The organism is Myxococcales bacterium, assembly GCA_016706225.1.
Classification (GTDB): domain Bacteria; phylum Myxococcota_A; class Polyangia; order Polyangiales; family Polyangiaceae; genus JADJKB01.
Window position 1 is genome coordinate 37,848 of record JADJKB010000023.1, and the last position, 25,850, is coordinate 63,697.

Sequence of the window (25,850 nt, forward strand, 5' to 3'; positions counted from 1 at the left end):
ACGATTGCCAGGCGCTCGGCTCTTCCCTAGGGATTGCTCGATGTCTGCCAGCGAGCGGCGCCCCAACCGCCTGATCACCGAGACCAGCCCCTACCTGCTTCAGCACGCCCACAACCCGGTGGACTGGCATCCGTGGGGGCCAGAGGCGCTCGGACGGGCCAAGGCCGAAGACAAACCCATCTTGCTCAGCATTGGCTACGCGGCGTGCCACTGGTGCCACGTGATGGAGCGCGAGAGCTTCGAGAACGACGACATCGCGCAGCGCATGAACGAAGGCTTCGTGTGCATCAAGGTGGACCGCGAGGAGCGACCGGATCTGGACGAGATCTACATGGCGGCGACCGTCGCGATGAGCGGCGGCGGCGGCTGGCCGATGACGGTGTTCCTCAGCCCGGACCAGAGACCTTTCTTTGCTGGCACTTACTTCCCGCCGAGCGATCACCACGGCCGCCCGGGTTTCGGCAGCGTGCTCGAGCGCATTACCGAGCTGTGGGAGAACGAGCGCGAGAGCCTGCTGTTGCAGGCGGACGAGCTCACCGAGCAGGTGATGGCGCAGTCGAAGCTCGCGCGCGCCAGCGCCATCGACGCCGGCGCCATCGAGCGCGCCGTCCAGCAGCTGGAGGCGACCTTCGACCCACGCTGGGGTGGCTTCGGCGGCGCACCGAAATTCCCGCCCTGCTCGCCGCTCGAGCTGTTGCTGCGTCACCAGCATCGAAGCCGCGACGCCCGCTCCCTGGAGATGATCGACACGACCCTCACCGGCATGAAGAACGGCGGCATGTACGATCACCTGGCCGGAGGTTTCTCTCGTTATTCGACCGACGAACGCTGGTTGGCGCCGCACTTCGAGAAGATGCTCTACGACAACGCACAGCTCGCCCGGGTCTACGCCTGGGCGTTTCAGCTGAGGAACGAGCCCGAATACGCCCGCGTCTGCCGCGAGACCCTGGACTACGTCGCCCGAGAAATGCAGGCACCCGACGGGGGGTATTACTCGGCGACGGATGCCGACAGCGAGGGCGAGGAAGGGAAGTTCTTCGTCTGGGCACCCGACGAAATCTCGAAGCTGCTCGGGGAGCCCGACGCCGAACGCTTCTCTGCTTTCTATGACGTCACCCCGGGGGGCAACTGGGAGGGCAAGAACATCCTCAACACGCCCAGGGGCACGGCGGAGGTCGCTCGAGAGCTCGGGATCTCGGAGGACGAGCTGCGCGCTTCGCTCGAGCGCGGCAAGGCCAAGCTGTACGCCGCGCGGCTCGAGCGAGTGCCGCCGCTGCTCGACGACAAGATCCTCTGCGCCTGGAATGGCCTGATGATTGGCGCGATGGCCGAGGGCGCACGTATCTTCGGCGAGGCGCGCTATCGCGAGAGCGCCGAGCGCGCGGCGGCCTTCGTACTCGATCAGCTGATGCGCCCGGATGGCGGTCTCTACCGCACGGCGCGCGGCGGCAAGGCTCACCTCGACGCTTACCTGGAGGACTACGCTTACCTCGGTGACGCGCTCCTCGATCTGTACGAAGCGGCGGGCTCACCCGAACACCTGAAGAACGCCGAACGCCTCGCCGAGCGCATGCTCTCGGACTTCGGCGACAGCGAAGGCGGCGCCTTCTATTTCACCGCGCACACCCACGAGCAGCTCGTCGCACGCACGCGGGAAGGGCACGACGGCGCCGTTCCCAACGCGAACGCCGTGGCGGCACGCCTGCTGGCGCGGCTCAGTGTGCACCTCGATCGGCCGGAGTGGCGCGAGCGCGCGACGGCCGCCCTCACCGCCTACGGCCAGCTGATCGAGCGGTCGCCGCGCTCGTTTGCCACTTCGCTCGGGGTGCTCGACTTCCTGGTCGAGCCGCCGGTCGAGCTGGTGGTCGTGGGTACACCGGAAGCACGCCGCCCCCTCGCCGACGAGCTCGCCCGCCACTACCTGCCCAATCGTGTCATCGCGTGGGTCGATCCGGAGGCCCCTCCGGTGGACGGTTCTCCGCTGACTGTCGGCAAGAGCAGCGCCGACGCGACAGCCAAGCTGTTCGTGTGTCGGGACTACGCCTGCCAGGCCCCGATTGACGAGGCGACGGAGATCGCACGGGCGCTCGGCGCGCAGCACGAGAGTGCGCGAGATGCCCGGCGAGCGCGCGTGGGAACACGCCACCTGAGCGGCCACGCCAGCGTCGAAGGCACCCGCGCCTACGCCGACAAACACGCCGACACCTGGGGCAGCACCGGCTATTCGGAGCTCGGCAGCACCGGCCTATCGGCCAGCCGTCTCGGCTTTGGAGCGTATCGCGTCGACGCACATACCGCCGAGCACGCGGCGGCGCTCGAGGAGGCGCTCGAGACCGGTGTGAACCTGATCGACACTTCCACCAACTACACCAACGGCGAGAGCGAGCAGCTGATCGGAGAGGTCATCGCAGAGCTGACACGCTCGGGCAAACTCTGGCGCGATCAGCTGATTGTCGTGTCCAAGATCGGCTACGTGCAGGGCAAGAACCTGGAGCTGGCCGAGGAGCGCGAGAACACGGCGCGCGCCTTCCCCGAGATGGTCAAGGTAGGGCCGGGGCTCTGGCACTGCCTGCATCCGCTCTGGCTCGAAGATCAGCTCACGCGCTCCCTCGATCGACTCGGACTCGAGACGCTGGACGTGTGCCTGCTGCACAACCCCGAGTATTTCTTCACCGAGGCCGCGAAGCGCGGTGAAGGACCCCTGAGCAAGCTGCGCGAAGAGTTCTACCGCCGCCTGGAGGCAGCGTTCACTCACTTCGAACAGGAGCTGAAGCGCGGGCGACTGAAGAGTTATGGCGTGTCGAGCAACACCTCGGTCGGCTCGCCCGACGATCGCGATTTCACCGATCTCACCTCGATGCTCGCCGCGGCGAAGCGCGCCGGCGGCGACGAGCACGGGTTCCGTGTGCTCGAGCTCCCCTTCAACTTGCTGGAGACCGGAGCCGCCCTGGTCGAAGATCGGCCGAGTGTGCTCGAAGTCGCAGCTCGCGAGCGCATCGGCGTGCTGGTGAACCGACCCCTCAACGTCATCGCCGGCTCGGGACTGATTCGCCTGGCCGACGCGCCGCGCCTGGCAGGCGCAAGTGAGCCCGAAGTAGCTCTGAAGCGCGTCGCCGACCTGGAGCAGGAGTTCAAGCGCGAGTTTGCCCCGAAGCTGCGCACCGGCTCGGGTAATCCGCCGCCGACGGCGCTGTTCAACTGGGCAGAGCAGCTCGGGCGCCTCCCGGCCGCCGCGCAGACCTTCGCGGAGTGGAGCCAGATCGAACGCGAGGTCGTCTTGCCGCGCACGAGTCAGGTGCTCGCCGCTCTCGAGCGCGCGATGCGCGGCGAGGCGGAGAAACCCTGGCGCGAGTGGAGCGCTCGATACACCGAGGCGCTCGACCAGCTCCTGTCGGCCATTCGGCAGCTCGCCGCGGCCCACAGCCTCGACTTCTCTCTGCGCGCACACCGCGCCCTCGAAGCCGCGCTGCCCGCGGCCCGCCGTCGGGCAACCCTCGCGCAGAAGGCCCTGTGGGTGCTGGCGAGCACACCGGGGGTGACGAGTGTGCTGGTGGGCATGCGGCGTCCCGAGTACGTGGTCGACGCGCGCGAGGTGTTGGGCTGGGACGCGCTCGAACAACCGCTGGAAGCGCTGCGCTCGGCCGCCGTTCTCGGCAGAGCCTGAGCGCTTCGTTCGGACCAGTGCCGACGACGAGCACAGAAGTCGCGGCGCTCGTGTAGCATGCGCGCATGCCGTGGGTCGATGGACTGCTTGCGCTCGTGTGTTGGGGCTTCTGGGCGTTCTTTCCGAAGCTGGCGAGTAAACACTTGCCCGACGCCTACAGCGGCGTCCTGTTTCAGTACGTGGGTTCGATCGTGTGTCTGCTTGGTTACGGCGCCGCCCGTGGTTCGCTGGCTCCGAGTTATCACCCCAAGGGAGCACTCTTCGCCGTGCTCGGTGGCGTCGCCGCCACGGCCGGCATGGCGTTCTACTACCGCGCGGCCGAGCGCTCGGCGGTGAGTGTCGTGGCCGCCACGACGGCCCTCTACCCGATTGTCTCGATCGCGCTCGCGATGATGTTGCTCGGCGAACGTCTGTCGCCGCGCCAGTGGGCGGGCGCGGCGCTGGCGCTGGTTGCGGTGGCTTTGCTGGTGCCGACGGCCTGAGTTGACGCGGAAAACCCGCCTTTCCCCACATCGGCGCCGCGAATTGGTTCAACCAGTTGTGTAGCGGACTTCGCGCTGTTCGCTACGCACCAACCCGCTAACAGCGCGGATCTGCACGCGCTCGCCGCTGGCACGTTGCTGGCTACGAGGGAGCAGTGTGACTGCTTCGAACCTGTTCAAGGCCGCGTGGGTGGTGGTGCGGAGCGCAGGCGTTGGCCTGTGCGCGACCGCGACGGATCTGATTGCGCTCGCGGTGCTCGTCAGCGGCTTCGGCCTGTCACCCCGCATCGCCAGTGTGCCCGCGCTCGCTTTGGGCATCGCGATCCAGTTCGTGGGCAACAAGTGGTTCGCATTCGCCGACCGCTCACCCAACTGGGTGCGTCAAGGCGCGCAGTTTCTGGGTGTCGAGTCCCTCGGCTTCGTCGCGAACCTCGTGCTCTTCGACCTCGCGCTGACCCACACCCATCTCCCTTACCTCCCGCTCCGACTCGTCACCACCAACCTCGTCTACTTCGCGCTGTGTCTTCCCTTGTGGTCGCTGATCTTCCGCCCCGCACCCCAGGAGTCGTCATGAACACCATCGCCTTTGCTGTGACCGGTCTGTGTACGACGTGGACGTTGCTCGGCACCCTCGCCGTGATCAAGGCGACGCGCGGTCAGCCACTGCCCGAAGGCGCGCGCGCCGAGAACGATGACCCGCTGGCCACGCACCCCTCCGAAGGGCGCGCGGTCGTCGAGCGCGCCGGACGCGCTCTCGACCTGCCGCCCGTCACGATCTTGAAACCGCTGTGCGGCAAGGACGCCGGCCTCGCGGAGAACCTCGCCAGCTTCTTCCGGCAAGATCACCCGAACTTCGAGCTGGTGTTCGGAGTACAGCGCCACGACGACCCGGCCATCGGCGTGGTCAACGAGCTCGCGGAGCGCTACCCGGAGGTGTCGGTGAAGTTGGTCGTGCACCCGGGCGGGACCGCCATCAATCCCAAGGTGGACAACCTGCTCGGCATGTTGCCGCACGCCGCCCACGACCTGGTGCTGATCAGCGACAGCAACGTGCGCGCGCCGGCGCACTACGTGTCCGAGATGGTCGAGACCTTGCTCGCCGACCCCAAGAACGGGCTGGTCACCAACCTGTTCGCCGGCACCGGCGAGGACAGCCTCGGCTCGGCGCTCGAGAACGTGCAGCTGAACGGTTTCTGCGCGGCGGGCTCCGCGCTGCCGACGTTGCTCGGGGACGCGCTGATCGTCGGCAAGAGCATGCTGTTCTCTCAGCGAGTGTTCGAAGAGCTCGGCGGGTTCCGCCGCGTCGCGGACGTGCTCGCCGAGGACTACGTCATGGGCAAACTGTTCCAACACGGTGGCTACCGCGTGCGCATCGCCCCGACGGTGCTCGACAACGTGACCCGGGGTATGACACTCCGAGGTTTCGTACAGCGCCAGCAGCGCTGGGCCATGTTGCGCTCGCGACTGCGACCGGCCGCCCAGATCATGGAGCCGCTGACCAGCCCGCTCGCGGTGCTGCCCTTGGCCTGGTGGTTGATGGGCCCAGCGGCGGCGATCACCTGGACCCTGGCGCTGCTCGCGCTGCGCGACGTCGGCGGCTGGGTCGCCCTGCGCGGTTTCCGCAACGCATGGCTCCCCGCGCTGCTCTCACCGCTGCGCGAGCTCTTCATGCTGTTCGTGTGGGCGCGCGCTCCGCTCAAGCGGCACGTGACGTGGCGCGGGCACAAGGTGCGATTGGGCGCGGGCACGCTGGTGTTCGTCCCCCGAGAGGCGCGCGCACGCTGACTGCGTGGAGAGTGCGCGTGCAGATCGCGCGCGGAGTGAGGACGGGCGCGCCACAAAGCGTCTCACCCGGGTTGTTCATGAGCCCACGCTGGCGTTAGGCTCCGCTCCCTCCATGCAGCGCGCATCGGACGAACTGTCATCACGCGGGCGAGGCACGCTCGCGCCCGCGACTGCGCAGCTCGCTGCGTGGCTCCTGGTTGGCAGTGTCACCGCCGTTTGTATGCAACTGGTCCTCGGCAACGCTCCCGAGGGTTGGCGCGTGCGAGCCCACCACCAACTACTGAACCTGGGGCAGCACTTCGCCCTCGGCGCCACGGCGCTGATCGCGGTCGCGACCTGGCAACGAGTGGGCATCAAGCGGCGCCTCGCCGTGGTGCTCGCCTCGTTTGTCTTCTGGTCCTTGCTCGGCGCCTGGGTCTTGCCGGAAGATCTGGCCGTTTTCGCCTCGAAGCTCGCCGAGCGGGTGCCAACCGCGCTGGTCATGGGCGCGCTCATCGGCAGTGTCGCGCTGGGTCTTGCACTCGTACCGCTGACCTTCGGCCGGGGCCCGCGCTGGTTGAGGCTCGTATTGGGTGTCGTGTTCGCCCTGAGCTTGGGCATCGGCAACAACCTGATCCTGCGCGGTGACTACCCGGGGGTTCATCTCGTGATGGCCGTGGCCGAGGCGCTGTGTTTCGGCCTGGCCCTCAGCGAGGGCAACGACATGCCAGGTCGCGGGGTCCTGATCGGCGTCGCAGCCACGCTGCCCGTCGCGCTCTGGTCCCTCGTCGCGAGCCCGCCGAATGCCGTCGCGCTCGACATCACCCGCTCCTCGGGCAGCATCGTCGCCCCGTGGTTGTCGCGCCTGCGACGCCCGCCGCTGCGCAACTGGACGCCCTCCACCGATCCGTGGCTCCGCTCACGCCGCGCTGCAGCCGACGTCGCGCCAAGCAAGCCGACCGCACTGCCGAAGAACGGCATCGTGCTGGTCTTGACCGCGGACTGTGTGCGCGCCGACGTGGTGTCGAAACCGGGGAATCTTGCGCGCTTCCCCGCCCTCAGCCGGCTTCAACGTGAAGGCATCACTTTCACGCAGGCTCGAACCACCGCCCCGGCCACCACGCAGGCCATCACGTCGATCTTCACCAGCACGTTCTACTCCCAGCTTCAGTGGGCGAACCTCCCGGGCAAGGGTGCCGAGTATTACTACCCGCACCTCGACAAGACTCCTCGACTCGGGGAGCTCTTGAGCCAGGCCCAGGTGCACACCGCAAGTGTGCAGGGGCTGCCCGGCATCAGTGCGCGCACGGGGCTCGTGCGTGGCATCCAGACCGAGCGCATCCTGCCGCCCGCGGGCGGACGCTTCGCCGGCTCGGAGCTGCAGCTTCCGGTCATCTTGGAGGTCCTCGAGGCACAGCGTGCGGGCCCGCTGTTCTTGTATGCCCACTTCGATGACCCACACGCGCCCTATGATCGCGCGGGCAACGAAGGCTCGGCCTTCGAGCGCTACCTGCGCGAGGTCGGGCTGGTGGACACGGCGCTCGGCGCGATCCTGACGAAGGTCGACGAGCTGGGCATCGCGGACCGCACCGCCGTCCTGTTCTCGGCCGATCACGGCGAGGCGTTCGGCGAACATGGCGCCAAGCTCCACGCCACCTCGCTCTACGACGAGCTCTTGCGAGTCCCGCTCTTGGTGCGGCTCCCGGGTTTCAGCCCGCGCGTCATCGACGAGCCCGTGTCGCTGGTCGATATCGAGCCGAGCATCCTCGACCTGTTCGGGCTGCCGACACCAGGCCTCGCCATGGGACAGAGCCTGGTTCCGTTGATGCGCGACGGCGGACCCCCGCTCGAACGCCCGCTCGCCTTCGAGTCGGGTCGGGCGATCCGCGCCGTCTTGTTCCGCGACCGGATGAAGCTGATTCAAAACCTGCGCGCCGGCACCGTCGAACTGTTCGACCTCTCGGTCGATCCGGAGGAGCTGCACAACCTGGCCGACCGGAGCCCAAGAACCACCGACGAGCGCCTGCGCCGCACGGAACAACTGTTCGCCGCCCACCGCTTCGAGGCCCCGGGCTACGAGCTGCCGTTCGCTCGCTGAGCCGGCGGCTGTGCGAAAACGCGGCACCCGGGCCATGGGTCTGCGCGGGCCCTGGACCTTTGATCGCCGCGCATCGACCGTGTAGCTTTCAACGCCATGAAGATCGAGACCGTCACCATCACGCGCCTCCGAGATGCTCTCCTGGCCAGCGGACGCCGGCCGACGATGGTTCTCTCCCCCGCCTACGAGACCCTCACGCGCGAGGGGCTCTTGAGTCAGGAGGAGACGATGACCTTGTCGCGCATCGATCCACTGGCCGAGACCATGTTCTTGATGATGAGCGCCGACGGCAAGATCGAGGAAAGCGAGCGCGACGTCGTGCGCGGTGCCATTCGCGGCCTGAGCGACAACATCCTGCGCAGTGGCACCATCAACGTGATGCTCGAGAACTACCAGAAGCGGCTGGAAGAACAGGGACGCGACCAGCGGCTGCACGAGATCGCGGAGGAGATTTCGGCAGAGCCGAGCGAAGCCGAAGGTGCGTTTGCACTCGCAGCAGCCGTCGCGTTGGCGGACGAAGAGATCGCGGACGAAGAGAACGATTTGATCAATCAGCTCGCGGACTGGTTCGGAATTTCCGAGGAGCGCGCGGGCCAGATCCTGGATCAACTCGAAGAGGACAACCCAGACTGAGCGGGTTTGGTCGAGTTGCTCGGCAGCACACGCGCGAGGCCCGCTGCCAGGAGCCAGAGCAGGGCGAACGGAAGGTCGCCGAGGACTCGCAGCCCGGTCCAGAAGCTCGCGCCCGCGACCAGGAACATGCTCGCGAGGACCACGGTGCGCCCGAGGAACGCCAGGAACGCAACCTCGAGCACCACCCCGGAGAGCGGCGCGCCAAGCTGGGACGCAAACGCGCCGAGCACCAGCCACAGGCCGAGCGCGTACTTCGAGATCAGCGCACTGCCCACGATCCAGGCGGGCACGTGGGGATCACCGAACCCTGCCACTCCCCAGTCCATGGCGCCGAAATCGATGGCTCCCTGGATGCCGATGCGCTGCACGAACGTGAGGCCGAAGACAAAGCAGGCGATCAGCGCCAGCTGTCCGGGTTCGAGCGCGGACTCGACCTTGCCTGCCAAGGCGCGATGGCGCGCCAACGCCGCACCCACTCCGTCCGCCAGGAGCAGCGACGCCCCCAATGTCAGAAGCTCGATGTCGCGTGATACCCAAGCGTAGGTCGCGAGCGCCGCGAGCAGCGCCGGAAGGCGCTCCCGTCGCAGCACGAACACGACTGCCAGCGCGGCGTAACCGACCAGCAAGAGTCTCCCGGGCAACGGCGGTACAAAACGTCTCAGCACGAGCGCGCTGAGCGCGAGCACACCGAAGCCGAGCGCCAACAGCAGCCGGCGGCGATGCTCGGAGCGCACGGCGAGCACGAACACGCTCACACCGATCACGACGATGCCCGCCGCCAACGTCAGCCGGGGATCGTGGCGAAACCAGGCGGGGAAGAGCTCGCTCGTGCGAGTGCCGGGAAAAAAGAGCACGAACAGGCAGAGCGCGAGCAAGACGAGGTGCGCCGGGGGAAGAACCCGCGCCGCAGCCCGGAGTGTGCCGCGCGCCGAGTCGAGACCACCGACGAACACGATGAGCACACTCGCCACCGCCACCGCCACGTAGGCTTCGGGTTGTGCGTTGGTCGTGTAAGTCGCGATCAGAAATCCGGGTAGTACACAGAGCACCAGCCACGGCGAGCGAGCTGCGAGCGTCGCCACACGACCGGGGACGACGAGCGCCAGGAGCGCGGGAGTGTTGCCCAGGAAGAAGAGCAGGGCGCGTGCGGCGGTCGGGGTCGAGCCCGGTAGGCGTTCGACGCCCCAGGTCAAGAGAACGCCGAGCACGGCCACCAGAGCGAGCGCCGCGATTTCAAGTGGCCTGCGACCCACCGCGCTGAGCGCGATGAACACGCCGAGCAGCCAGCTCGCCAGGACGAGCCAAGGCACGGCAGGAGAACCGAGACCGCCGCTGTTGTCGAAGGCGCGATCGACGGCTCGGACCTCGGCACGGGCCGTCGTGATGGGGGTCGGCCCATCCACACAACTCACCCGTTCCGCGGACGAACCCAGGGCCGCTGCCGCAGCAAATTGCTGCGCGCGAGCCGCGTCGGCGCAGGCAAGCTGCGCCCGCGCGGCCTCGGACAGATCGAGCATTTCCACCAGCACGTGCCCCCGGGAGTGTTTGGGTGTCGGCAGACCCAGGAGCGCCGCGAAGGTCCCGGCGAGATCCGCCTGGTCGATGGCACCACTCGCACGAAAACCCCGCGCAATGCCCGGGCCGCGAGCGAACAGCGCGGTCCGGCGCTGGATCGGCACGTCCGCCCCGTGGGTACCGCTGTCTGCCGCGCCGTGATCGCCCGCCACGACGACCGTCCAATCGGGCGAAAGCTCGTCCAGAAACTGGAACAAGTCGCGGTCGAAACCGCGAATGTGCTCGGTGAAGCGCGAGCTCGGAACCGTGTACGCGTGCGCCTGGTGATCGGGTGTCACGAAGTGGACCACGAGCACGTCGGGGTTCTTCGCGCGAAGCTCCCGCGCATCTCGAAAGGTGATCGGATTGAAGTCGACGTCGATGGCAACACCCTCCGGGTCGAGCCGCCGCTCGCTGAAGGCTGCGCCGTACATCTCGACCCAGGCGGGATCCCCCACACTCATCAGCGTGAGACCCGCTTGCCGCGCGGAGATCAACCACGAGTCGAAGGGCGGCGGCTCGGGGTTCACGTTGCGCACGACCTGCTCGAAGCTGCCGCGTTGACCGGTGCCAATCGTCAGAATGGCGCTGGTGGTCATCGACACCCGCCCGGCCATCAGCTCGCCGCCCGCTTCTTCGCGCAGGGCGCGTGCCGTGCCGGGCATGCGCTCTGGATCGGTGGCGACGTCGTAGCGCAGACCGTCGACGACCACGAAGAGCAGGTGCCGGGTCAGGCGTTTCGCCGGCGCCATGGCGGTCTCGAAGGGCGGTGGCGTGCGGGCCGGGATCACCACGCGGAGCACGGCGAACAGCACCAGCCCCACCAGGAGCGCGCTGAGCCCGAGGGCCAGAATCGATCGGCCGCGGTCGAGACGGGAGGTCATGAACGCTCAGCCCTCGGCGCTCGGAGCTGAGCCGAGAAGAGCCTCACGTCGCCCGCCGAGCGCAAGCACCGCCACGAGCGCGAGCAGGCACATCACCACTACCGATCCCAGCTCACCCAGCATGCGGAAGCGCGACCAGAAACTCACCGGCGGAGCGTACAGAATTGCAGCCATCGTCGCGAGTCGAAGCACGCTGGCCGCCGACAGCAGCTGCAGCGACGATCTCACGACGGCAAAGGGCAGCCAGCGCAGGAACGCGCCAGCGACCAGGCTGAGGGCAATGACGTATTTTGCGATCAGTGCCAGCATGATTCGAGACGGTGGCACCGCGATGCTGTCGAAGGTGCCCGCTCCGAAGTCGAGCGTGCCGAAATCGAGGCCACGCTGCAGACCGACGCGGGTGGCAAACGCCATGGCAAACACGGCGCAGGTGGAGAGTACGATGCTCCAAGCGAGGGGCGGACCGCCGGTTGTTCGGCGCATGCTGCGCCCGGCGAGAAATCCGATGCCCTCGGCCGCGAGTCCGAGGGCCGCCACCGCGGGCAGCTCGACCGCCCGCGACACCAGCCCGTAGCCCGCGAGAAAACACAGACGCGCTAGCAACGTGCGACCACGCGCCGCAGACGCGAGCCCAGCCAGCGGCAGAGCCACGAGCAGGCCGAGCCCCAGCGTCGCGGGCAGGTGGGATCTCGATGAGAACGCAGCGATGACCAGCGGGATACCAACCGCGAGCTCGAGCCCGAGCTCTCGCGCGGCCCGCGTGGCTCGCTCGAGTGAAATCGCGACGAGGACCCACAACACAGCCAGGGCTGCACCCACCGCGAGCTCCCGCGGCGAGAGCCACGAGCCGATTGGATCTTCTCTCACCGCTCCCAGCCGCAACGCAACACCGACGCCAATCGCCGCCGCGGCGACCGAGATCCCCACGCTCACGTCTCGCTCGAAGACGGCGCGGGAAGCGCGAACGACTCCCACCAAACACACCGCGAGCACGACGCCGGACTGAACCTGGGTGTTGGTCGGAAACGACGCGATGAAGAACCCGGGCACCAGCGCGAGCGCAAAGAAAGGCCAGCTTCGATACAAACGCTCGGCGGTGCGGGGTGAGAGCGCAACCGCTGCGAACAGCAGCGTGGAGAGCCAGGTCACGATCGCGCGCGAGTCGTTCCAAGGTGGCAACGTGCGATCGACCTGGGTCGTGAGGGCCAGGCAGAGCGCGGCGCTGCCCGTCAGCGCGAACCCGGCTCGATATGTGGCGCCTCTCTGTGAGAGGCCCAACAAACGCGGCGCGAGCAGACCAAAGACCAGCAGCACCGCCAGCGCCTCGAACAGACCCGACACGCCGCGATTGGCGGCGCGGAGCGCGAGCAGCTCGTCCCAGACGCGCGACAGCTCCCGCGCGGCCGAGACCCGCTCCGGCTCCGCGGCGTCAGCCTTGCAGGTGGCGAACAATTCGGGGTGCTCCGCCTCGAGCGACGGCTCCCCCGCAGCCCGCGACAAAAGGGCGAGCCGCGAGACTTCCCCACACGCGAGTTTACCCGCGTCACCCACAGGCAAATCGAGGAGCCCGAGGGCGGGGCTTCCAACCCCATGCGCCGGGCTTGCCACACCGAGCAATGCGGCGAACGTGGACGCCAGATCGACCTGATCGAGCTTCAGTTTTTGTCCGGGTTTGATGCCGGGCCCGTAAGCGAAGAACGGCGTGCGACGCTCGAGATCCGAGTCCACACCGTGGTTGCCGTTCGACAATGCGCCGTGATCACTCAGCACCGCGACGGTCGTGTCTTTGGGCAGTGAAGCCAGAAAACGAGCCAGCCCTGCGTCGAGGCGCAGCAGGAATTGGCGAAAGGTCGGGGAGAACACCCCGAACGAGTGGCCTTGATGATCACTCGCGAAAAAGTGAATCACCGACAGGTTCGGTAGCTGACCCGAGCTGACCCAGCGCCCGGCGTCCGCCAGTAGCTCCGCGGAGTCGTCGATGTCGAGGGCCAGATCGCCCGGACTCAGGCGCTCTTGATCGAACTCACCGTAGGCCTGCCTCCAGACTGGATCACCAATCAAACCGACGCGCAGTCCCGCCGCCCGCGCGTTCGTGAAGAGGTCGTTGGCGGTCGTGCGCCGGGCGTGCACGTTGAGCACAATCTGGCTGAAGTCACCGCGCGTTCCGGTGCCCAGTGAGAGCACCGCTGCGCTGGTCATGGTGATGCGCCCCGCCCAGACCTCTGCGCTCGACTCCTCGCGCATGTAACGCGCGAGGTTCGGCGCCCGCTCCGGATCGGTGGCGAAGTCGTAGCGAAGCCCGTCGATCACCACCAGCACCAGCCTCTTCGTCAGCGGCTGGAGCACCGGCGATTGCGGCTTCACGGACGGATAGACCGCGCCCCGCGTCAGGTAGAGCAGCACGGGCACGAGCAAGAGCACGACGGCAACGAGCGCCAGCCAGGCCGCCGCCCGGGGCCGCAAGGGCGTTGCCGCGGTGTCGGCCATTGGGGCGGCAGAGTGTCGAGCGACCCGCCGCCTTGTCAAGCCGAGGGAAGTCGACGGTTGACAGGCTCGCCGACCCCGTCGACCTTCGCGCCATGAGCGACGAGAGCGCCGCCGAAGAGACCCAGCAAGAAGCGGCGGTCGAGGCTCGCGACGAGACAGCGGAAGTCGAAGCTCGGGACGAGGAGGCTGCGCCGCCCATCTTGGATCCGCTCGCGACCGCGGCCGAGGCCGACGTGCTCGCGGTCGAGACCTTCGCCTCGCGTGCGGACTGGCTCGGCAAGGCCAGCTTCGCCGCATCGGCGCTCACGCTCGTGCTCGCGCTGGTCGCCCTCGCCGGGCGCGCAGACGCTGGCCTCTTTTTCTATCTGGGGCCCTTGGCGCTGGCAAACCTCGCGATCGGTGTCTTCCTTCGACGTGCGAGCGTTGCGCTGGCGGACGCGGCAAGGACTCGTCTCTCGGGGCGCACCTCACTGATGTCGGGACTGCGCGAGCTGCACAAGGTGCTCGGAGTGCAGCTCTTGGCCACCGGGTTCCTGGTGTTCTTGCTGGTGGTCGCGCTCTTGGTCGCAGCTGCGTTCCAGCGTGCGACGGAGATCTGAGCTTCAGCTCGGATTGCGCACGCAGCGGAAGCCAAGCCCGGGCACCCGATAGGTCTTCTTCGACCCCGCGCGCCAGGTGACCTTGAGCGCTTCCTTGCTGCGGTTCCAACCACCACCGCGGAGAGCCCGCACGTAACACTCACCCGGCACGCTCGGGTGCGCCTGCGGGCTCGGGTCCACGACCTTGCCGTCCGGGTAGCTCACGTAACAATCGTTGGTCCACTCCCAGAGGTTACCCCCGAGATCGTAGAGATCGCCCGCGGGCCAGCTGCTTTTGCCCTTCGGGTGGGCCTTGACCTTGCTCGTTCCGCCGCCGTGACAGCCGACGTCTCCTGCCGGGTCCGAGTGGGGAGAACCGCCCGGCGTGAAGTCGGCCGTGCCGTTGTCACACGTCGGTGTTTCGTCACCCCAAGGATAGACGCGTCCGTCGCCGTGACCGGCCGCCCACTCGAACTGTGCCTCGCTGGGCAGAGCCTTGCCTGCGCTCTCGCAGAAGTGCTTGGCCTGAGCGAAGTTCACCATGTTGATCGGATGATCGTCGCGGTGATACTCGGTTCGGAAGTTACTGTTCAGATCGTTGAGCTGAGGAATGGTGCAGGTCCCCGAGTCCACGCACTTTCGATAGGCCGCCACCGTCACCTCGGTTGCGTCCATGCAGAACGGTTTGGTGAGCACCACGACGTGCTTCTGGTCCATCGCCCCGCGCACGCCGCGTCCCATCTTGAAGCCGTCCGCTCCCGTCGCGGGAATGAAGACCTCCGCCGGCGGGCACGCGGCGACGCAGCGCTCCGCCTCACAGCGTTCGATGGAGCTGCAGGCCGGCGAACAAACCGCAGCAGGTGGCGCCGCACTCGCAGAGGGCAGAGCGGCTGCCGCCGGCTTCGAAGCGGCGCTGGCCGACGGCACCGGTGAGTCGTGGCCTCCACGGCCGCATCCGGAGAGGCTCACAGCCAAGATCAGCGTGGCTCGACGCATCACCGCGCGGACCCGGGTTTCTTGGGCGAAATTGGCATGCAAGAGAGCTCACCCGGCGGCCCGGCCTCGGTGCCTCCGGTGGCGGCGGAGAGCAGCTCGAGGTGCCGCTCGAACGCCTGCTCGCGCGGCACCCGAGTCTTGCCGCCGAACGGCGTCGGGATGTGTCCGAGAATCGAGTAGGGGCAGGCCTCGACTTCGCGGCGCCCATCAGCGAAAAACGTCACCCTCGCCATGAAACTCGTTCCCGTCCAAGGGTAATCGCGGTGCATGGCAAAGACCAAATTGCCGAGGCTGTAAAACGCAGGTCTGCCTGCGTGCCACCCCACACCGAGTGGCACGTGCGGGTGATGGCCGAAGAACGCGTCAGCGCCCGCGCCCATGACCTGCGCAACGAACGAACGGGTCCACTGCATCGGCACGTCCATGTACTCACCACCACCGTGGTAGCTGACCAGGACCAGGTCGTTCTCCTTGCGCGCCTTCTTCAGTGGCGCTTCGAGCAGCTTGAACGCCGCCCAGGCCACGTGGTTTCGCGCGACGTGCTCCTGGATCGGGCCTTGGTTCCAGATGTCCGTCACGGCGAAGACCGCGATGCGAAAACCTTTGATCGTGAGCAGCGTCGGTTCGTACATGCGACCCGGTTCGCGCGTGGCCCCGGCGTAGCGCACCTTGGCGCGCTCCAGGTTGGCAATGGTCTGGAAGAACGCGTCTTTTCCGTAGTCCCAGGCGTGATTGTTGGCGAGGGAGACCAGCTGGATCCCGGCCTGGGCGAGCACGTCGGCGCCGCCGGGTGGACCGGTGAACACCAGGTGGTTGTTCGGATGCTGGGTCTCACCCTGCTGCTCACTCAGCTGCGACTCCAGGTTCACGATGCGCAGGTCAGCGCTGGCGAGGAGCGGCGCGATTTCTCGGAACGGAGCGTATTTCGGATCGGCAATGATGCGCGCCCCTGCGCCGCGACCGAGGTTGACGTCCCCGCCGACCAGGACCACGACCCGATCACTCTTCTTCTCTTCAGCGGCCGCTGGCGGAGCCGCATCAGCAGGGGGCGCAGGCACAGCGGCGGCACTCGCCGGGGCCGGAACCTGGGCGTCGGGCGTGGCGGAGGGCTCTTTGCGCTCCGCGCAGGCCACGAGCCCGCCGAGCACGGCGGCCCAGAATCCGAACGATACGCGCATGAGTGTGAGCCGGATAATTCTGGCATTTCACCGAGCCCGAGGCCCGTTTGTGGATCGAATCGGCGGAGCGCGGGACAATCGTGCGCATGCGCCGTCTCGTGCTCACCGGTGTGTTCGTGTTGGCTGCATGTGCGGCCAGCCGTGCGCCGGAGGCGAAGCCGCCAGCATCGAGCCAGAGCACGGCTTCGCACTTCGTCGCAAACACGACGCCACGCGCCGAGACGGCAAGCGCCGCCGCCGCGCCGAATGACGTCGCGCTCTCGCCCGCTGATTTCTTCGGCGCCGACTACCCGAGGGCAAAAGCGCGAGCGCCGGGCAGCGGAGTCGGTTCGCTGACGTGGGGCACCTGGATCCAGCCTGGGCCCCGCGCTGGCTCCTTGCCCCTCGGCAGCATTCGGCAAGGCGGCACTCTCCCGCTTCTGGACTCCGAAATCTTGCCGGGCAACGGCAGCTGCCCACGCTTCGTCAAGGTCGAGGGAGGCTTCGTGTGTGCCGGGCCTCGCGCCACCCTCGACATGAATTCACGCTGGCTGACGGCGGGCGCGTGGACGGAGCCGGCGCCGGGTGTGATGCCGTACCAGTACGCGCTCTCGGTGGGCACGCCCATGCTGACCCGGCCCCTGCCAGCGGAGAAGATGTTGTGGAAGACCGGCGCCCGCGACCGACCGCCGATGCGCGGTTGGAACGCTGGACATGACGAGCTCGCCGAGGACGAACCCATCGCACCCAACGGTCCGATCCCTGATTTTCTGAAGGACGGCGGTCAGGTCCCGACGCCCTGGGGTGAACCCAAGGGGTCCTTCTTCAAGATGATCCCCGCGGGAACCATGCTCGCGTACACCCGCGCCTTCGAGGCCTTCGGCGAGACGTGGGTGCTCTCTACCAACATGAGTGTGATCCCGGCGCGCGGCTTGAAACGCTTCCGTGTGTCGACGTTCCACGGCGTCGAGCTCGACAAGGGCACCCAGCTGCCTCTGGCGTGGATGCGCAAGACCCCGAGACCGAAGTGGAGAAAGTCAGCGCAAGGTTTCGAGGCGACGGGCGAGACCTGGCCGGTCAAGACCTGGGTCGCTCTGACCGGTCGCGAAGAGGAGAGCGACAAGCGCCGCTTCCTGGAGACCCGTGAGGCGGGTGTGTTCCTCGAACGGTCCGACGCCACGCTGGTGGAAGCGCGGCCAAAGCCACCGTGGGAGACGAAGGGCACCGGCAAGTGGCTGCACGTTCGGGTCAACCGCGGCACGCTGACCGCCTATGAAGGGCCGAAGCCGGTGTTCACGACTCTGATCTCACCCGGCCAGAAGGACGCCACTCCGTATGGGCGTTATTTCGTCGAGAGCAAACATCACTTCTCGACCATGAGCACCGCGAAGGGTGAGGCCGCCGGGTTCTTCATCGCCGACGTGCCCTGGACCATCTACTTCAAGCGCCCGTACGCGATTCACGCGAGTTACTGGCACGAAGATTTCGGCGAGCGCAAGAGCGGCGGCTGCATCAACCTGTCGCCGCTCGACGCGCACCGCGTCTTTCAGTGGGTCACACCCGACCTGCCCCAAGGCTGGGACACCGTGCAGGCGCCCGCCAAGGGTGACACCACGTTCGTGTTGGTCGAGGGCTGAGCCGCGCGTCGCCGCGCGCTCAGTGCAGTGTGCCGGTGAAGAACAGCGTGAACGCGGTGGTGTTGTAGTCGGCCTTCACCGAGTCCTTGTCGTACTTCAGGGGTGCGTACATGAACCGGAGCTCCGGCCCGAGGCTCCACTGCTCACCGACCCAGAAGTCGTACCCACCGCCGATGCCAAACACCGCGCCGGACGGCTTCTCGTTGTTGTTGCTGTTGTTATTGTTGTTGTCGTTGTCGTCGAGCTGACCAAAACCGATCAACGCTTGCAGGTATCCACCCGACGTCGCGTCGAAGTAGTACTGGCCGAACAGTCCGAACACCGAGAAGGTGAGGGTCTCGTCCTTGGTGTCGATCTTCGTGCCGTCGAGCTCGAAGTCGGGCTCCGACACACCATGACCCAAGAGCGCGCCGCCGAGCACGAAGCCGGGGGCGATCGTGCCACCGATCATCAACCCCAAACCCACGCCACTACCCTTGATGCTGCCGCTGAGCTCGACGGGATCGGTAACCTCGATCTTGGTGTTGACGTACGCGTACCCGAGCCCCATGCGCAGGAAGAACCCGTCGTGCTCATGCACGCCCACCGGCTGTCGCGCCATGGGCGGCGGTGGCTCACCCTGGGCGGGATAACCGTAGTAGCCGGGTGGCGGTGCGCCCTGCGGAGGCGGTGCGCCGGGTTGCCCGTAGGCCGCAGGCGGCGGCGGCTGACCAGCGGGAGGCTGCGCCGGTTGTGTGGGCGGCGGCGGAGGCGGAGGCGGTGCCGGTTCACCCGCGGGGGGTGGCGGCGGAGGCGGTGGCGGTGGAGGCGGCTCGCCCTGCGCCAGGGCGCCCGCACCAAATCCCATCAGCGCCACGAACACCAGACTGCCGACCAAGCTTCGATGTGAAAGCCGCATTCTCACTACCTCCCGGGGGTCCGAGCCTCCTGCACATGATGGGCGCTCGTCAACAGCAGGCTCGCTGCCCGGCGGAGGTCGCACGCCAAAATACGCCGGTCGATCGCCTCGCAGCGACGCGGCATCGCACGCCTCAGCGCTCCGGCAGGCAGCGAAGCGCTGCATCGACGAACGGATGTCGCGCGCCGCTGCTCCAGGCGGCTGGCAGGTTCTGGCCTTCGCCAAGGACCGCGGCGCGTTCTATTACCTGCTCTACCTGCTGCCGCTCGGGGCGCTAGCGGCCGGTCTGCTCGCATGGGTCGACCGGCGCACGGCTGGCACCCTCGCCATGCTGGTGGGCGGCGCTTTTCTCGGCTGGGGAGCGCTCGAGGTGCTGCGCGTGCTGTACGCCACTACTTTTGCGGGGGTTTGGCTCACGGCCCTCGGCGCGCTGGTGCTGTTCGTGGCGGGCGTCGAGACCAGGTCCCGGGCGTGACGCTTGCGGGCGCTGTTCGGGCCAGCGACCATCCCACGACTCGCATGACAGCCGTTCCCCCGTCTGAAAACCCACTGCGTGCAGGCATGCTCGAAGAGCTCAGTGTGGAGCCTTGCGCTCTCGTGATCTTCGGAGCCAGCGGTGATCTCACCGGCCGCAAGCTCTTGCCGGGGGTGTACGCCCTGGCAAAAAACCGCATGCTCCCCAGCGCGTTCGCGGTGGTCGGTTTCGCTCGGCGTCCGATCAGCGACGCCGAGTTCCGCGACAAGATGAAGAGCTCGGTCCAGAAGTACGCGCGCTCGCAGCCGCTGGACGAACCGGTCTGGGACGATCTGGCGCGGGGCATGCGCTACGTGCAAGGAGCGTTCGACGACGCGACCGCGTACCGGAAGCTGAAGGAGACCCTGGAGGAGCTCGACCGCACCCGAGGCACCGCCGGCGGGCGCACCTTCTACCTGGCCGTCCCTCCGGACGCCGTGCGGGGCATCGTCGAACAGCTGGTCGAAGCGGGGCTGTGCCCGCGACCCGACGGCCCGGGCACTCCGTACGCGCGGGTGATCGTCGAGAAACCCTTCGGGGTGGATCTGGCCTCGGCCAAGCAGCTCAATCGTGACCTCCTGGGGCTCCTGGACGAGCGCCAGGTGTTTCGCATCGATCACTACCTGGGCAAAGAGACGGTGCAGAACCTGCTGGTGCTGCGCTTCGGCAACACGATCTTCGAGCCGCTGTGGAATCGCAGCCACGTGTCTCACGTCGAGCTGACGGTGGCGGAGCACATTGGCATGGAAGGCCGGGGCAAGTTCTACGAGCAGACGGGCTTGATGCGCGACATCGTGCAAAACCACACGCTGCAGCTGTTGTCCCTGGTCGCCATGGAAGCGCCCGTCGCCTGGGACGCCGACGCCGTACGCGACGAGAAGGTGAAGGCCCTGCGCGCTCTGCGGCAGATCCGCAGCATCGAAGAGATCCGCACGAGCACGCTGCGAGGACAGTACGCCGGAGGCGTCGTCCGGGGTGACGCCGTGCCCGGCTACCGCGAGGAGCCCGACGTCGCTGGGGCGAGCAGCGTCGAGACCTACGTCGCGATCGAGGCGCGCGTGGAGAACTGGCGCTGGGCGGGAGTGCCGTTCTACATCCGCGCTGGCAAACGCCTGGCAAAACGCGTCACCGAAATCGGGCTGCACTTCCGGCCGCTGCCCCACCCGCTGTTCGACGAGAGCACCCTCGGGCTCAGGCAACCGAACTCGTTGGTGCTGCGCATTCAGCCGGACGAGGGCATCGCACTCCGGTTTGCCAGCAAGATCCCCGGCCAAGGCGTCGCGATGCGGGACGTTGCCATGGATTTTCGCTACGGCACCGCGTTCGGGCACGAGAGCCCCGAGGCCTACGAGCGGCTCCTGCTCGACACGATGCGAGGCGATGCGACGCTCTTCACGCGTCACGACGAGGTCGAGGCGCAGTGGTCGTTCGTCGATCCGATCCTGGCGGCATGGCGGGACAACGCGGCGCTCCTGGCGAGCTACCCGGCTGGCGGCTGGGGACCCGCGGAATCCGACGCGATGCTGGCGCGGAACGGGCACCACTGGAGCAAACCGTGACCGTGCGCGTGAGCGACTCACTCTCCCGCATCGAGCGCGAGCTGGGCGCCCTGTGGCAGCCGGATGCCTCGGGACAGATCAAACCCCACGCCACCACGCTCAACCTGATCGCAGTTCACGGTCAGCGCGAGCCATCGTTCCTGGAGACGCTCGACGACGTCGCGGCTCGGCTCGGCGCGCACGTTCATCGTGAGTGTGGAGGGTCGCCTCGAACCGCGGGCCCTCGACGCCGAGGTGTCGGCCGTCTGCCGCGTGGAGCCGGGTACGCTTCGAGAGGCGGTGTGCGCCGAGCGGGTGAGCCTGACGTTCGGCGCACTCCTGGGCAAACGCGCGGCGTCGATCCTCGCTTCGCTGATCGAAGCGTCGCTGCCCACGGCGTTGTTCGTCGGTCCCGGCGCACCCGCCGCGGTGGTCGAGGCCCTGTGCCCCGAGGCGGGGGTCGTCGTGCTCGACAGCGCCGAGCTCGGCCTCGAGCGCGCGGCCAAGCTCGCGGGACTGGGGCAGGCAAAAATCCACGATCTTGCCTTCATTCGCGGCCGGCGCTCGCGGGAAATGCTGGCGCGGGTGTTCGACGACTGCGGTCTGCGCCCGGCGCTCGGTCGGATCCGAGCGATTGACATCGTGCACGCCGAGCGCCCGGGGCACGTCGGCGCGGGCGTCGAAGCGGAGCTGCTGATCGCGTGGCTCGCGGCGCGGCTCGGCTGGGATGCGTCGCTCCGCGACAAGAGCGGAACGCCGGTTCACGTCAGTGTGCAGAGTGCAACGCGAGACGGCGTGTTGCCGGGCTGCCTGCTCTTGGTGGTGTTGCACGCGGAGCTGGACGCAGGCCCGCTCGAAGCTCGCATCGAGCGCAGCGCCGATGGGGAGCACCTGTCGTTGACCGTGAGCTCACCGGGCGCGTCGGACCAAGTGCGTCGCTTTTCGGTCCCCCGGCGCGACGATGCGGAGCTGGTCGAGCGCGCGATCCGCAGCTTTCGAGACGACGAGCTGGTGCGAGAGGCGCTCGCGTTTGCCAAGGAATGGAAATCTCATGCCTGAAATTCTGGTGACGAACGACGCCGGTGAGCTCGCCGAGCAGGCCCGAACGCTGGCCTCCACCATCATCGCAACCGCCATCGACCAGCGCGGTGTTGCCAACATCGCGCTCTCCGGCGGCTCCACGCCGGGCGAGACGTATCGACTCCTGGCTGAGAGCGGTCTCGACATCGAACACTGCCGCTGGTTCTTCGTCGACGAGCGCTGTGTTGCTCCCGACAACGAACGCAGCAACTACCGGGCAGCTCGTCGTGAGCTGTTCGAGTCTGCAAAGATCTCGGACGCTCACGTCTTCCGCATGCTGGGTGAGCTGGGCGCGGAGGCCGGGGCGCGTGCCTACACGGAGGTGCTCGACGCCGAGCTCGGTGCGGGGGCACCCATGGACCTGGTGATTGCTGGCCTCGGCAACGACGGGCACACCGCGTCGCTCTTTCCCGGCACCGGCGCCGTGCGTTTGCCCGGACGTGTCGTTGCCGTGACCCCAGGCGGAGAGCTCGAGCCGCGCATCAGCCTCGGGCGCGACATGCTGCTCGCGTCGCGGCGAGTGCTGCTATTGGTCAGTGGCGCTGGCAAACGCTCCGCCCTGGTCCAGGCCCTCGCGGCCGGGGACGAGGACGTGATCCCCGCGCGCATTTACCTCGCTGCGCCAGCCGGCGTCGTGACGGTGATCATGGACGCCGCCGCTCAGGGCTGACCCGCGTGGGAGGCTGCGCTCGGGCGGCTCGACAGCCCGGACGATGGACGCTAATTGAGCCGCATCATGCGCATTTCCGTGGTGGGTTCAGGGTATGTGGGTCTGGTGGCGGGCGCCTGTTTTGCCGACGTCGGCACGGACGTCACTTGCGTCGATGTGGACGAGAGCAAGCTGGAGAAACTCCGGCGCGGCGAGGTCCCGTTCTTCGAGCCGCGGCTCAACGAGCTGGTGAAGCGGAACCACCCGGACCGGCTGCGCTTCAGCTCGAACCTGGCGGACAGCATCGCGGGTCGCAAGGCCGTGTTCATCGCCGTCGGCACCCCGCCGAACGAGGATGGCTCGGCAGATCTACAGCACGTGCTGAAGGTCGCCGAGGACGTGGCCAAGAGCGCCACCAACGATCTGGCGCTGGTGACCAAGAGCACCGTCCCGGTGGGCACGAACAAGAAGGTGCGTGAGGTCGTCGCGCGTCACGCCAAACATCGCATCAGCGTGGTCTCGAACCCGGAGTTCTTGAAGGAGGGCGACGCGGTCAACGATTTCTTGAAGCCCGATCGCATCGTGATCGGCTGCGACGACGACGAGGCGTACGAGGTGCTCGCGCGCCTGTACGCGCCGTTCAATCGCCAGAAGGAACGCATCCACCGCATGAGCCCCGAGAGCGCCGAGATCGTGAAGTACGCGGCCAACGCCCTGCTCGCGACCAAGATCTCGTTCATGAACGAGATCGCGCGCCTGTGCGACGTGGTCGGTGCCGACGCGGAGGACGTGCGCAGCGCCGTCGGCGCCGACGAGCGCATCGGTCTGCAATTTCTGTATCCGGGCCTGGGTTTCGGCGGCAGCTGCTTCCCGAAGGACCTGCGGGCGCTGGTGCACACAGCCAAGGACCTCGGCATTCCGATGGGGGTTGCAGAAGCGGCCACACGAGCCAACGACGAGCCGGTACGGCTGCTGCTCGAGCACATGGAGGCTGATCTGGGGGGTGTCGCGGGCAAGACGATCGCGGTCTGGGGCCTGGCCTTCAAGCCGCGCACCGACGACATCCGCGAGGCGCCTGCGCTGAAGTTGATCGAGCACCTCGTGAACAAGGGCGCCGTCGTGCGCGCGACCGATCCCCAAGCGCGAGAGACGGCGCTCGTGCGGCTGAAAGAGCTCGGCATCGCGGAGAAGGTCGCGCTCAGCGCCGACTACTACGAGACCTGCAGCGGCGCGGACGCCCTGGTCGTGGCCACCGAGTGGAACCAGTACCGCTCACCCGACTTCGACCGGGTCCGCACCTCGATGAAGGGCCGGATGGTGTTCGACGGTCGCAACTGCCTGGTCCCCGGCAGCGTCCGGGACGCCGGCCTGCGCTACCGCGGCATCGGCCGGCCCGTGCTGGGCTGAGCGGCGTCAGCTGGGTGCAGCCGCCGGCTTGTGCAGGGGTTCCCGAGCGGGTATCTCGCTCGCGGAGGGTTGAATATGCGAACTTACACGGTCCTCGGCTCGGTCTGTGGAGCGAGTCTCCTGCTCTGGGTCTCCACTGCTGGGGCGCAAGAATGCGTGCCGGCATGCGCTGCCGGATCGGTCTGCCAGGCGGGAGTGTGTGTGGCGCCTCCGCCTCCGCCGCCCGCGCCCGCCGAGACCCCGCCGGCGCCCCCACCTGCCGCCCCCGCCGCCGCTCCGCCTGCAGCTCCACCCGCTGGCGCACCACCGCCGGCGGCGCCGCCCTACGCGGCACCGCAACCCGGCGCATCACCCGCAGCAAGCGGCGCCGCGGCTGCTCCCGCCGCTGCCGCCCACAAAGTGCGCTCTGGCTTCGCCGCCGTGGTGCGCGCCGGGTACATCGTCACGGGCAGCGGGGAGCGCGACACGAAGTGCACGGGCTCGGACTGTCCGAGCATACGTACCGAGGACTACGACGACAAGTCGGGGCTGGTGCTCGGCGCGGACTTCTTCGGTCACCTGTCCCCGCAGTTCCGACTCGGCGGGGGTCTGCTCTTCGCGCCGAACACGAAGATGGAGACCTCGGATGGCAGCGCCAAGGTCGGCAGTGATCTCTCGCTCTTGGCCATTGGAGAGGGTGTGTTCGACGTCGGGCCCACGACGGCCCTGGCGCTGCGGTTGTTCGTGGGGCCGGCCATCGTCATCGCGGGCTCCGACTTGAAAGACGAGAACGACTCCATCAACGACAGCTGCAAACAGGTCAACTGCAAGTTCGACGAGGGGTCGAACGCTGCACTGAGCTACGGCGTCGGGGGCGGAGTCATCGTGGACGTCGGCTCTGTCGCCCTGCGTTTCGATCTGCTTCAGCAGTGGTACAGCGGCAAAGGGCGCAAGGTCGACTACTCGGGCAGCGGTGTCGATGCCACGATCGAGGAGGAGATCAGCGGCAGTCGTACCCTCGTGGCGGTCGGCCTCGATTTCTGATCGAAAACACATCTCCGTCGGGCCGAAGAGCGCGGGGGCAGTCGGAGCTGGCTCACCCCAGCTCGCTCCGCGGCGTTGCTGAGTCAGGCCGCGCGCCGACGACGCGCGAGCCCGATGGCCGCAGCGAGAACCAGCCACGCAAGATCGGAGCGCGCCGGATTGTCACCCTGGTGCCAGCCCGCCGCCCTTTCAACACCGCTGCGGATGGCCAGTCGATCTCGAGCGGTGTTCATCGAACATCCGCAGCGCGAACGCGCCGGCCGGATGCGCGCGGTAGCTCGCGACCAATGCCCGCACGGGCTCCGGAAGCTCATCCGGCGTGGGCAGCGGCACGCCGTAGTTTCGAGGGCAGGTCAGCGCCGCCGCCATACAAGCAAACGTCAGATCGGCGGCCGTGAAACGCTCGCCAACCAAGAATCTCTTTCCACCCGCGAGACGCTCTCCGACCTCGTCGAACACGCGGTCCACCACCGCGCGGCCCGCCCGCTCCGTGTCCGCGCTGATGTCCAGATAAAGAATAGCGCGATTGCGGGAGCGGGCCCACGGTTCAGCCGGCGCGTGTGAGTACGAGGCCAACAAGGTGGCGCCCGGTGCCGCAATCGTCGAGTTGGACGGAGCCGCTGGTGCGGCGCCGGGATGGGGCCACAGGTCGCTATGGAGAAATTGCCCGCCCGGCTCGACGTCGAGGGGCTCGGCGGGGCCGGGTCGGTTGCGATGAGGCGGCATCCGGAGGTGGTCCGAGGGTCGAGCGGAGGGAAGACCGCGCGGTGATTCCGCTCGTAGGATGGACGTGGGCATGACCACTCG

At 67.7% G+C, this 25,850-nt stretch carries 21 protein-coding genes; 14 read left to right on the plus strand and 7 right to left on the minus strand.

Features of this window, described 5'->3' with window-relative positions; all coding sequences use genetic code 11:
• The first annotated feature begins 40 nt into the window (after positions 1-40).
• The 6 genes from IPI67_35595 to IPI67_35620 all read left to right on the plus strand — a co-directional run bounded on the left by IPI67_35595 (position 41) and on the right by IPI67_35620 (position 8,641).
• Positions 41-3,664, plus strand: coding sequence for a DUF255 domain-containing protein (locus IPI67_35595; GenBank protein MBK7585497.1), 3,624 nt, complete (start codon positions 41-43; stop codon positions 3,662-3,664).
• Positions 3,665-3,729: 65 nt separating this feature from the next.
• Entirely contained in the window at positions 3,730-4,146 is a 417-nt protein-coding gene (locus IPI67_35600) for an EamA family transporter (protein MBK7585498.1), read from the plus strand.
• Positions 4,147-4,303: 157 nt separating this feature from the next.
• Positions 4,304-4,720 (plus strand): GtrA family protein, encoded by a 417-nt coding sequence (locus tag IPI67_35605; protein ID MBK7585499.1) that lies wholly within the window; start codon positions 4,304-4,306, stop codon positions 4,718-4,720.
• Positions 4,717-5,931 (plus strand): glycosyltransferase, encoded by a 1,215-nt coding sequence (locus IPI67_35610; protein MBK7585500.1) that lies wholly within the window; start codon positions 4,717-4,719, stop codon positions 5,929-5,931. Before IPI67_35605 ends, IPI67_35610 begins: the two co-directional genes overlap by 4 nt.
• Positions 5,932-6,043: 112 nt before the next feature.
• On the plus strand, positions 6,044-8,008 hold the full coding sequence (locus tag IPI67_35615) for a sulfatase-like hydrolase/transferase (GenBank protein MBK7585501.1): 1,965 nt from the start codon (positions 6,044-6,046) through the stop codon (positions 8,006-8,008).
• Between the two features lie 96 nt (positions 8,009-8,104).
• A complete protein-coding gene (locus IPI67_35620; protein ID MBK7585502.1) occupies positions 8,105-8,641 on the plus strand; it encodes a TerB family tellurite resistance protein in 537 nt (178 codons plus the stop codon).
• On the opposite strand, the gene IPI67_35625 is transcribed toward IPI67_35620, so the two are convergent.
• Positions 8,614-11,079: an alkaline phosphatase family protein gene (locus IPI67_35625; GenBank protein ID MBK7585503.1), complete on the minus strand. Its 2,466-nt coding sequence runs from the start codon at positions 11,077-11,079 to the stop codon at positions 8,614-8,616. The two genes, IPI67_35620 and IPI67_35625, sit on opposite strands and share 28 nt — an antisense overlap.
• 6 nt (positions 11,080-11,085) lie before the next feature.
• Positions 11,086-13,566, minus strand: coding sequence for an alkaline phosphatase family protein (locus IPI67_35630; protein ID MBK7585504.1), 2,481 nt, complete (start codon positions 13,564-13,566; stop codon positions 11,086-11,088).
• A gap of 92 nt (positions 13,567-13,658) precedes the next feature.
• On the opposite strand from IPI67_35630, the gene IPI67_35635 reads away from it, so the two are divergent.
• Positions 13,659-14,165, plus strand: a complete 507-nt coding sequence (locus IPI67_35635; protein MBK7585505.1) for a hypothetical protein — start codon at positions 13,659-13,661, stop codon at positions 14,163-14,165.
• A 3-nt stretch (positions 14,166-14,168) separates the two neighbouring features.
• On the opposite strand, the gene IPI67_35640 is transcribed toward IPI67_35635, so the two are convergent.
• Both IPI67_35640 and IPI67_35645 read right to left on the minus strand, forming a co-directional pair.
• The gene (locus IPI67_35640; GenBank protein ID MBK7585506.1) at positions 14,169-15,140 is read right to left on the minus strand and encodes an SUMF1/EgtB/PvdO family nonheme iron enzyme; all 972 of its coding nucleotides are present in this window, start codon (positions 15,138-15,140) and stop codon (positions 14,169-14,171) included.
• The gene (locus IPI67_35645; protein ID MBK7585507.1) at positions 15,140-16,318 is read right to left on the minus strand and encodes a CapA family protein; all 1,179 of its coding nucleotides are present in this window, start codon (positions 16,316-16,318) and stop codon (positions 15,140-15,142) included. Before IPI67_35645 ends, IPI67_35640 begins: the two co-directional genes overlap by 1 nt.
• 86 nt (positions 16,319-16,404) lie before the next feature.
• Here IPI67_35645 and IPI67_35650 point away from each other — a divergent pair, with 86 nt between their 5' ends.
• On the plus strand, positions 16,405-17,934 hold the full coding sequence (locus IPI67_35650) for a L,D-transpeptidase (GenBank protein MBK7585508.1): 1,530 nt from the start codon (positions 16,405-16,407) through the stop codon (positions 17,932-17,934).
• Positions 17,935-17,953: 19 nt separating this feature from the next.
• Here the strand turns inward: IPI67_35650 and IPI67_35655 are convergent, their stop codons facing one another.
• Positions 17,954-18,832: an autotransporter domain-containing protein gene (locus IPI67_35655; GenBank protein ID MBK7585509.1), complete on the minus strand. Its 879-nt coding sequence runs from the start codon at positions 18,830-18,832 to the stop codon at positions 17,954-17,956.
• Between the two features lie 175 nt (positions 18,833-19,007).
• Here IPI67_35655 and IPI67_35660 point away from each other — a divergent pair, with 175 nt between their 5' ends.
• Both IPI67_35660 and zwf read left to right on the plus strand, forming a co-directional pair.
• Positions 19,008-19,307, plus strand: a complete 300-nt coding sequence (locus IPI67_35660; protein ID MBK7585510.1) for a hypothetical protein — start codon at positions 19,008-19,010, stop codon at positions 19,305-19,307.
• A gap of 44 nt (positions 19,308-19,351) precedes the next feature.
• Positions 19,352-20,905 carry a glucose-6-phosphate dehydrogenase gene (gene zwf / locus IPI67_35665; protein ID MBK7585511.1) on the plus strand — a complete coding sequence of 518 codons (1,554 nt, stop codon included), beginning with the start codon at positions 19,352-19,354 and terminating at the stop codon, positions 20,903-20,905.
• A gap of 17 nt (positions 20,906-20,922) precedes the next feature.
• Here the strand turns inward: zwf and IPI67_35670 are convergent, their stop codons facing one another.
• Positions 20,923-21,093, minus strand: coding sequence for a hypothetical protein (locus IPI67_35670; protein ID MBK7585512.1), 171 nt, complete (start codon positions 21,091-21,093; stop codon positions 20,923-20,925).
• A 1-nt stretch (position 21,094) separates the two neighbouring features.
• On the opposite strand from IPI67_35670, the gene IPI67_35675 reads away from it, so the two are divergent.
• The 4 genes from IPI67_35675 (at position 21,095) to IPI67_35690 (ending at position 25,043) form a co-directional block, all read left to right on the plus strand.
• Positions 21,095-21,943, plus strand: a complete 849-nt coding sequence (locus IPI67_35675) for a glucose-6-phosphate dehydrogenase assembly protein OpcA (GenBank protein ID MBK7585513.1) — start codon at positions 21,095-21,097, stop codon at positions 21,941-21,943.
• Entirely contained in the window at positions 21,936-22,634 is a 699-nt protein-coding gene (gene pgl / locus IPI67_35680; GenBank protein MBK7585514.1) for a 6-phosphogluconolactonase, read from the plus strand. The genes IPI67_35675 and pgl overlap by 8 nt, the downstream gene beginning before the upstream one ends.
• A 66-nt stretch (positions 22,635-22,700) precedes the next feature.
• A complete protein-coding gene (locus tag IPI67_35685) occupies positions 22,701-24,020 on the plus strand; it encodes a UDP-glucose/GDP-mannose dehydrogenase family protein (GenBank protein ID MBK7585515.1) in 1,320 nt (439 codons plus the stop codon).
• Positions 24,021-24,095: 75 nt separating this feature from the next.
• Complete coding sequence (locus tag IPI67_35690) at positions 24,096-25,043, plus strand: hypothetical protein (protein MBK7585516.1); 948 nt, start codon at positions 24,096-24,098, stop codon at positions 25,041-25,043.
• A gap of 189 nt (positions 25,044-25,232) precedes the next feature.
• On the opposite strand, the gene IPI67_35695 is transcribed toward IPI67_35690, so the two are convergent.
• Complete coding sequence (locus IPI67_35695; GenBank protein ID MBK7585517.1) at positions 25,233-25,769, minus strand: hypothetical protein; 537 nt, start codon at positions 25,767-25,769, stop codon at positions 25,233-25,235.
• Positions 25,770-25,850: the final 81 nt, after the last annotated feature.

Excerpts from the sequence above, each read along its gene's own strand:
- IPI67_35595 (MBK7585497.1), top strand. The coding sequence starts at position 41 with ATGTCTGCCAGCGAGCGGCGCCCCAACCGCCTGATCACCGAGACCAGC.
- IPI67_35600 (MBK7585498.1), top strand. The coding sequence starts at position 3,730 with ATGCCGTGGGTCGATGGACTGCTTGCGCTCGTGTGTTGGGGCTTCTGG.
- IPI67_35610 (MBK7585500.1), top strand. The coding sequence starts at position 4,717 with ATGAACACCATCGCCTTTGCTGTGACCGGTCTGTGTACGACGTGGACG.
- IPI67_35615 (MBK7585501.1), top strand. The coding sequence starts at position 6,044 with ATGCAGCGCGCATCGGACGAACTGTCATCACGCGGGCGAGGCACGCTC.
- IPI67_35620 (MBK7585502.1), top strand. The coding sequence starts at position 8,105 with ATGAAGATCGAGACCGTCACCATCACGCGCCTCCGAGATGCTCTCCTG.
- IPI67_35625 (MBK7585503.1), bottom strand. The coding sequence starts at position 11,079 with ATGACCTCCCGTCTCGACCGCGGCCGATCGATTCTGGCCCTCGGGCTC.
- IPI67_35630 (MBK7585504.1), bottom strand. The coding sequence starts at position 13,566 with ATGGCCGACACCGCGGCAACGCCCTTGCGGCCCCGGGCGGCGGCCTGG.
- IPI67_35635 (MBK7585505.1), top strand. The coding sequence starts at position 13,659 with ATGAGCGACGAGAGCGCCGCCGAAGAGACCCAGCAAGAAGCGGCGGTC.
- IPI67_35640 (MBK7585506.1), bottom strand. The coding sequence starts at position 15,140 with ATGCGTCGAGCCACGCTGATCTTGGCTGTGAGCCTCTCCGGATGCGGC.
- IPI67_35645 (MBK7585507.1), bottom strand. The coding sequence starts at position 16,318 with ATGCGCGTATCGTTCGGATTCTGGGCCGCCGTGCTCGGCGGGCTCGTG.
- IPI67_35650 (MBK7585508.1), top strand. The coding sequence starts at position 16,405 with ATGCGCCGTCTCGTGCTCACCGGTGTGTTCGTGTTGGCTGCATGTGCG.
- IPI67_35655 (MBK7585509.1), bottom strand. The coding sequence starts at position 18,832 with ATGCGGCTTTCACATCGAAGCTTGGTCGGCAGTCTGGTGTTCGTGGCG.
- IPI67_35660 (MBK7585510.1), top strand. The coding sequence starts at position 19,008 with ATGTCGCGCGCCGCTGCTCCAGGCGGCTGGCAGGTTCTGGCCTTCGCC.
- zwf (MBK7585511.1), top strand. The coding sequence starts at position 19,352 with ATGACAGCCGTTCCCCCGTCTGAAAACCCACTGCGTGCAGGCATGCTC.
- IPI67_35670 (MBK7585512.1), bottom strand. The coding sequence starts at position 21,093 with ATGAACGTGCGCGCCGAGCCGAGCCGCGACGTCGTCGAGCGTCTCCAG.
- pgl (MBK7585514.1), top strand. The coding sequence starts at position 21,936 with ATGCCTGAAATTCTGGTGACGAACGACGCCGGTGAGCTCGCCGAGCAG.
- IPI67_35685 (MBK7585515.1), top strand. The coding sequence starts at position 22,701 with ATGCGCATTTCCGTGGTGGGTTCAGGGTATGTGGGTCTGGTGGCGGGC.
- IPI67_35690 (MBK7585516.1), top strand. The coding sequence starts at position 24,096 with ATGCGAACTTACACGGTCCTCGGCTCGGTCTGTGGAGCGAGTCTCCTG.
- IPI67_35695 (MBK7585517.1), bottom strand. The coding sequence starts at position 25,769 with ATGCCGCCTCATCGCAACCGACCCGGCCCCGCCGAGCCCCTCGACGTC.